This is a genomic window from Dietzia cercidiphylli (genome assembly GCF_014145145.1).
Classification (GTDB): Bacteria; Actinomycetota; Actinomycetes; order Mycobacteriales; family Mycobacteriaceae; genus Dietzia; species Dietzia natronolimnaea.
Genome location: NZ_JAALEA010000451.1, coordinates 1 through 1038, shown reverse-complemented (window position 1 = coordinate 1038; position 1038 = coordinate 1). Strand labels below are relative to the sequence as shown.

General features: G+C 72.6%; 3 protein-coding genes. 2 read left to right on the top strand and 1 reads right to left on the bottom strand.

All coding sequences use genetic code 11. The features are described from left to right. Nucleotides 1–352 (bottom strand): ABC transporter substrate-binding protein (locus G6028_RS15245; RefSeq protein WP_338404247.1); only part of this gene is annotated, 352 nt, incomplete at its 3' end. Between the two features lie 139 nt (nucleotides 353–491). Between G6028_RS15245 and G6028_RS15240 the strand changes: the two genes are divergently transcribed. Next, on the top strand, nucleotides 492–779 hold the full coding sequence (locus G6028_RS15240) for an ArsR/SmtB family transcription factor (protein ID WP_179523269.1): 288 nt from the start codon (nucleotides 492–494) through the stop codon (nucleotides 777–779). A 64-nt stretch (nucleotides 780–843) separates the two neighbouring features. Beyond that, nucleotides 844–1038: XdhC family protein (locus G6028_RS15235; protein WP_182659376.1), on the top strand; the 195-nt coding region annotated here is incomplete at its 3' end.

Sequence of the window (1038 nt, the reverse complement as noted above, 5' to 3'; positions counted from 1 at the left end):
CGGCCACGTCGCCGGAGTCCAGGAGGGAGCCGTCGTGGAACCGCACCTGATCGCGCAGCCGGACGGTCCAGGTGAGCCCGTCCGCGCTGACCTCCGGCACCTGCGCGGCCAGGGCGGGTTCGAGCCGGGGCAGCGTGGAGTCGTCGACGGCGACCGGGCGCAGGAGCCCCTCGTACAGCGGGGAGACGCCGGTCGATCCGTACCCGGACACGGGATTGAACTCGCCGGGGTCGCCAGCGTCGGCCAACACGATCTGACCGGTGTTCTCCGACGCCGGGGCGGGGGTCGCGCAGCCCGACGCGGCGAGGGCCGACGCGAGTCCGACGCAGACGGCGGCGTACAACGGTCTCACAGACGCACTCCTGCCAGGGCTAGGGTAGGTGTCCGGCTGGACACATAGTTCGCAGAGCGTAGCGAGCGGATGTGTCGCTGCTGTTACACCGGAGAGCGTCTGAACACGCCTGGTGTTAAGCCTGATGCGTGGGGGAGCGATGGATCTGACCGACTGGGCCGAGCGCTTCGAGCTGCTCGGCGACCCCACCAGGCTGGGGCTCCTCGCACACATGCACCACGTGGGCCCCGGTGTCGCGACCGTCTCCGACCTGGCCGAGGCCGCCGGGATCACCCGCAACGCCGCCTCCCAGGCGCTGCGGATCCTCCGGGACAGGGGCTGGGTGCGCGCCGCCCGGGACGCCGACGACGGCAGGGTGGTCCGCTACTCGCTCGCCGACGACACCGTGCACCGCATCCTGCACCTCATGGGCGCCCGCCACCACTGAGCCCGTAACGGGCGGCGCGTTCCCGCGAAACACCGGCGCAATCTCGCCCCGCCACGATGTGCTCATGGAGACCGTCGCCGAGACCGTGAGCCGGTGGCGCGCCGAGGGGATCCCCTGCGCGCTCGCCCGTGTCGTGGCCACCGGGGGCTCGGCTCCGCTGGCCTCCGGCACCGCGATGGCCGTGTCCGCGACCGGTGAGGTGATCGGCGGCGTCTCCGGCGGCTGCGTGGACGGGGCGGTGTACACGCTGTGCCGGGAG